The sequence below is a fragment of the Streptomyces niveiscabiei genome (assembly GCF_001419795.1).
Taxonomy (GTDB): domain Bacteria; phylum Actinomycetota; class Actinomycetes; order Streptomycetales; family Streptomycetaceae; genus Streptomyces; species Streptomyces niveiscabiei.
Genome location: NZ_LIRL01000241.1, coordinates 1 through 5,111, shown reverse-complemented (window position 1 = coordinate 5,111; position 5,111 = coordinate 1). Strand labels below are relative to the sequence as shown.

Genomic DNA, 5,111 nt, shown 5'->3' with positions numbered 1-5,111 from the left:
GCGCTCCGCCTCGGCGCGGGCCTCGGCGGTGCGGCGTACGGGGGTGTCGGGGCGCTCGGTCGGCGGGCACAGCTCTATCTCGCTGCCGTCGACCGGGTTGACGGTGAGGAGGTGTTCCCCGGCGACGACGTCGACCGTGCGGGCCGGGGCCGGCGTGTGCTGGCCCGGTGCGAGGGGGTCCCTGGAGGAACGCGGGCGCTGCGCGCGGCTGTCGTGGCCGCTCTCCTCGGGCTCCCGGGTGTTCGGGTCCATCGGTCAAGCCCCCCAAAAGCGTCGTGTGGTGGTGGCCCTTCCCGGCCGCGGTGCACACTGCGCTGTCGCTTCTGGTCCGGTGCCCGCCAGAGGGCTGAGGACGGCGGGCAGACGAACCGTAAACCTTCGCACAGTATCTCCGACAGCCCGGGGTACCGAGCGGCCCGAGACGTCACGGTCCGGTGAGGATTGCACGGGTGACCTGGTGTGTCAGACCCGGGGCAGGGATTCGGCCGCGAGGCCGCCCTCGATGGCGAGGATGCGGTGCAGGCGGGTGGCGACCAGCAGGCGTTGCAGCTGCGGGGGTACGCCGCGCAGGACGAGCCGCCGGCCCGCGCGGCCGGCCCTGCGGTGCACGCCCATGATCACGCCGAGTCCGGTCGCGTCCCAGAAGTCCAGCTCGGACAGGTCGAGCAGGAGGTCGCCGACCCCGTCGTCGACCGCCGCGTGCAGGACCGTACGGGCGTCCGCCGCGCTGTGCACGTCCAGCCGACCCCCGACGACCACCTCGGCGTGGTCGCCCCTGATGTGCATATGCGCTCCCCTGGCGTCGCGTGCCGTGCTCCGCGTGTGCTGTGTGTACTCGTCCGGTATCGCATCGTCTGACTGCCCCGGACGGCTGGAGGTTGCCGTCTGTGAGCGAACCGATACCGAATTCACTCGCAGGGGTGAGGCTCGTGGGGTCTGTGCGGTTCGTGTACGCCGGTGATCCGCCCCGAGGCAGCCCACGACCGCGCCGGCGCACCGATACCCGCCCCGGTACGCCGTTCCCTTGGCCCGGACCTTAGCGGCCCGGAGCCGCTCTGTGACGCCTTAGTAACGCGAGTCACGTCCCCGTGGACGGACATCACACCCGGCCCCCACAACTACCCTGATCGCATGGTCAATCTGACGCGCATCTACACCCGCACCGGCGACCAGGGCACCACCAACCTCGGCGACCTGAGCCGCGTCCCCAAGACGGACCTCCGCATCGCCGCCTACGCGGACACGAACGAGGCGAACGCGGCCCTCGGCACGGCCATCGCCCTCGGCGCCCTCCCGGAGGACGTGGTCAAGGTCCTGACCCGCATCCAGAACGACCTCTTCGACGTAGGCGCCGACCTCTCGGCCCCGGTGGTGGACAACCCCGAGTTCCCCCCGCTGCGAGTGGAGCAGTTCTACATCGACCGCCTGGAGACGGACTGCGACCACTACAACGCCACCCTGGACAAACTCCGCTCCTTCATCCTCCCCGGCGGCACCCCGGCCGCCGCCCTCCTCCACCAGGCCTGCACAGTGGTCCGCCGCGCGGAACGCTCCACCTGGGCGGCCCTGGAGGTCCACGGCGCCACGATGAACCCCCTCACCGCGACCTACCTGAACCGCCTCTCCGACCTCCTCTTCATCCTGGCGAGAACGGCGAACAAGGAGACCGGGGATGTGTTGTGGGTGCCGGGCGGGGAGAGGTGAGCCGGGGTCAGGGGCGGCGATAGACGTCTCTGCGGTGGCCGACTCGGACAACGAGAACGACAAGTCTGCCGTCGTCGATCCGGTAGGCGATCCGGTGCATCCCGACACGCAACCGGTAGAGGTCGTCGTACCCGGCCGGCTTCTTCACGTCCGCGTCGTCTCGGTAGGGGTCGTCTCACAGACGGCTGAGCGCGTGCAGGATGCGCAGTGCGGTCGTCTGGTCCAGAGCTCGCAACTGGCGACGGCCGGCAGTCGTGAACTCGAAGGCATGCTTCACGCAGTGCCTTCCCTGGACGCACCCGACGGGGGCCCGAAGATGTCCGCCAGCACGTCCGCCAGCGTGGCGCGCGGAGCGTCGCCTTCCTCCTTGAGCGTCTGGAGAGCCTCACGCGCCAGCAGTTCGTCGGCAGCTTCCTCCAGCGCGTTGTACTCCTCTATCGAGACGATGGCCGCCACAGGGGTGCCACCCCGCGTGATGACCGTCGGCTCTCCTGCCTGCGCCTGATCAAGCAGCCGCGCGAGATTCGCCCGAACCTCGCGCGCAGAGATGGAGTCGCCCATGCCTCCAAAGTACTCAGCTTCGTGTACACCAAGGTGCGGTGGGACCGGCCGACTCCCGCCTCCGCCTTCTCGGCGTCACTACCACCGTCCCGCCTTCTCGTGTCGCTTCTCCACGGCCGCCGGTGCCTTCTTCGGGAACACCGTGTACGCGCCCGCGATGATCACGTTGATGCCGATCACGTACAGCATCCGGGTCTGCCAGCTGCGCAGGGAGCCCGTCTCGCCGGAGTCGCCGACGTACCAGACGGCCGCTTGGAGGAGGCCGGCGGCGACGGCTGCGGCGAGGATCCAGCGGGCGGCGACCTTCCATTCGTGCAGGGCGCGGGCCATGCCGTACTTGGGGGGCTTCGGCGGCGGAGGGCCGTCGAAGAAGCGGTGGGAGACCTGGGCGTCGGCCCATGTGATCGTGGAGTGGCCCAGGCCGACGGTGAAGCCGATGTAGACCGCGGCGATGCCGTGGTGCCAGCTGGGCTCCGCCCCGTCGCGGAGGTCCATCGCCGTGACGGCGAGGAGGACGACCTCCAGGAGGGGTTCGCACAGGAGGAGGGCGAGGCCGGTGCGCGGCATCTTGAGGGCGTACCGGAACGTCAGCCCGAGGGCCAGCAGTACCCAGAACGCCACCTCGCAGGCGATGATCAGTCCGACGATCACATCAACCACTCCTCCCGGAACTCGACCCTTCCAGCCTCCCGGCGCCGGGCCCGCCTCACCTCGTCGCCCGTGACGAGATCCCGGTACATCGAAAGATGCAGTCCAGGACCCGCCTCGGGCAGCAGGCGCAGGGCCCGCGACCCGTGTTGGATGGGACCCATGGCCGTACGACCCCACCGCGACGACCTCCGCATCGCCGCCGCAGGCCTGGCCGGCGGTGTCCTCCTGTGGGCGCTGGGCCTGTTCGCCCGCCCGGGAGGCGACGACCCGATCGTGCTGTGGCGCGGCGACTGGCCGCCCCTGGTCCCGCTCGCGGTGATGGCGGCCTGCGAGCTGCTGCGCCGGACGCACCCGAACACGGCCGCCCTGATCGGCACGGCGACCCTGGTCCTGGACACGGTGACGCGCGGCAGCGTGGTCACGGTCCTGATGTACACGGACCTGATCTACGCGGCGGTCCTGTACGGCACCCCGGCGGCGGCCCGCCTGATCCCCCGCGTCTCGGCGCTGCTGACGCTGCTGGGCACGACCGTCCCGTTCGCGTTCTGGCACCGGCCGGACGTCTTGCTGATCGGCTTCGCGATCGGCCTGGTCACCCTGACCCCGGCGATGACGGGCGTCCTGGTCCGCGACCACAGATCGGCGGCGGAGGCGGCCGGCCTCAGAGCCGAACAGACCGCGCTCCTCGCCGAGTTGGACAGGACGCAGGCGGTGACGGCCGAACGCGCGCGGATGGCGCGGGAGTTGCACGACCTGGTCGCCAACCACCTCTCGGCTATCGCGATCCACTCGACGGCGGCCCTCTCGATCGGCGACCCGGACACCTCGAAGAAGGCCCTCGCGGTGATCCGGGAGAACAGCGTCGAGGGCCTCGCGGAGATGCGCCGCCTGATCGGCATCCTGAGAGACCCCGACGACCGGGTCGAGCCGGCCCCCACCCTGGACGCCCTCCCCGCCCTGATCGAGGGCGCGCGGGCGAACGGCCTGGACGTCACCCTGACGACGCCCCCGCCGACGGGCGCCCCGGCCCCGGTCGCCCTGGCGGCGTACCGCATCGTCCAGGAGTCCCTGACGAACGCCCTGAAGCACGCGTCCCCGGGCGAGGTGACGGTCGGCCTCCACAGCGACGGCACCCACCTGAGAGTCACGGTCACCAGCCCGTACGCCACTCCCGGAACTCCCCGCGCGCCAGGCTCGGGCGCCGGTCTGATCGGCATGCGCGAACGGGCCACGCTGATCGGCGGAACGTTCGACGCGGGCCCGCGGAACGGCCGTTGGACGGTCACCGCCAGCCTCCCCCTCCCCGAAGGAGATCCCGCATGATCCGCGTCCTGGTCGCCGAGGACCAAGCGGCCGTCCGCTCGGGCCTGGTCCTGATCCTGGGCAGCGCCTCGGACATCGAGGTCGTCGGCGAGGCGGCGGACGGCGAGCAAGCGGTGTCCCTGGCAAGGGAGTTGCGGCCGGACCTGGTCCTGATGGACGTTCAGATGCCGCGCCTGGACGGCGTGTCGGCGACGCGGCGGATCACCGCGGAGTCCCTGGCGGACGTCCTGATCCTGACGACCTTCGACCTGGACGAGTACGTCTTCGGAGCCCTGCGCGCGGGCGCCTCGGGCTTCCTCCTGAAGAACGCCGAGGCGTCCCAACTCCTGGACGCGGTCAGGACGGTGGCGCGCGGCGAGGGCCTGATCGCCCCGGCCGTCACCCGGCGCCTGATCACCGAGTTCGCGACGGTCACCGCCCGCACCCCCACGACGGACCCCACGGTCCTGGACACCCTCACCCGGCGTGAACGCGAGGTCCTGGCCTGCCTCGGCGAGGGCCTCTCCAACGCGGACATCGCGAGGCGCCTGGACATGGCCGAGGCCACGGTGAAGACCCACGTCAGCCGCCTCCTGGCCAAGCTGGAACTCCGCAGCAGAGTCCAAGCGGCAGTACTGGCACAGGAGTTGGGGATCTAGGCTGGCCCTGGAGCGATCAAGTCCCTATTGGTACAGACCTATTGACGCGTGGTCTGGACCACTCCTACGCTCCGCCACGGCACGTCAACCACGATCCCCCACGACGAGGAGGCGTCCCCATGCGCTTCGCACTCGGCAGACACCCCTTCCGCAGGCTGGCAGCCGTACTCGCCGCAGCCGCCCTGCTCCCTCTCACAGCCCTCACGACCCCAGCCGCCGCACACGCCCCCGCCC

General features: G+C 70.8%; 6 protein-coding genes and 2 pseudogenes. 3 read left to right on the top strand and 5 right to left on the bottom strand.

Going from position 1 to position 5,111, the window contains the following annotated elements:
* Window positions 1-252 (bottom strand): annotated as a pseudogene (locus tag AOK24_RS12965) (ATP-binding protein); the annotation flags it as partial.
* A 210-nt stretch (window positions 253-462) separates the two neighbouring features.
* Window positions 463-786: an STAS domain-containing protein gene (locus AOK24_RS12960; RefSeq protein WP_055720211.1), complete on the bottom strand. Its 324-nt coding sequence runs from the start codon at window positions 784-786 to the stop codon at window positions 463-465.
* 345 nt (window positions 787-1,131) lie between these two features.
* On the opposite strand from AOK24_RS12960, the gene AOK24_RS12955 reads away from it, so the two are divergent.
* On the top strand, window positions 1,132-1,704 hold the full coding sequence (locus AOK24_RS12955) for a cob(I)yrinic acid a,c-diamide adenosyltransferase (RefSeq protein WP_055720210.1): 573 nt from the start codon (window positions 1,132-1,134) through the stop codon (window positions 1,702-1,704).
* Window positions 1,705-1,711: 7 nt separating this feature from the next.
* On the opposite strand, the pseudogene AOK24_RS12950 reads toward AOK24_RS12955, so the two are convergent.
* From AOK24_RS12950 to AOK24_RS12940, 3 genes and pseudogenes are all read right to left on the bottom strand, one after another.
* Window positions 1,712-1,981 (bottom strand): annotated as a pseudogene (locus AOK24_RS12950) (type II toxin-antitoxin system RelE family toxin).
* Window positions 1,978-2,265 (bottom strand): type II toxin-antitoxin system Phd/YefM family antitoxin, encoded by a 288-nt coding sequence (locus AOK24_RS12945; RefSeq protein WP_055720209.1) that lies wholly within the window; start codon window positions 2,263-2,265, stop codon window positions 1,978-1,980. The pseudogene AOK24_RS12950 and the gene AOK24_RS12945 overlap by 4 nt, the downstream one beginning before the upstream one ends.
* 78 nt (window positions 2,266-2,343) lie before the next feature.
* Window positions 2,344-2,916: a hypothetical protein gene (locus tag AOK24_RS12940; protein ID WP_055720208.1), complete on the bottom strand. Its 573-nt coding sequence runs from the start codon at window positions 2,914-2,916 to the stop codon at window positions 2,344-2,346.
* 159 nt (window positions 2,917-3,075) lie between these two features.
* On the opposite strand from AOK24_RS12940, the gene AOK24_RS12935 reads away from it, so the two are divergent.
* Both AOK24_RS12935 and AOK24_RS12930 read left to right on the top strand, forming a co-directional pair.
* Window positions 3,076-4,239 (top strand): sensor histidine kinase, encoded by a 1,164-nt coding sequence (locus AOK24_RS12935; RefSeq protein ID WP_055720207.1) that lies wholly within the window; start codon window positions 3,076-3,078, stop codon window positions 4,237-4,239.
* The gene (locus AOK24_RS12930; protein ID WP_055720206.1) at window positions 4,236-4,877 is read left to right on the top strand and encodes a response regulator; all 642 of its coding nucleotides are present in this window, start codon (window positions 4,236-4,238) and stop codon (window positions 4,875-4,877) included. Before AOK24_RS12935 ends, AOK24_RS12930 begins: the two co-directional genes overlap by 4 nt.
* The last annotated feature ends 234 nt before the right edge of the window (window positions 4,878-5,111 follow it).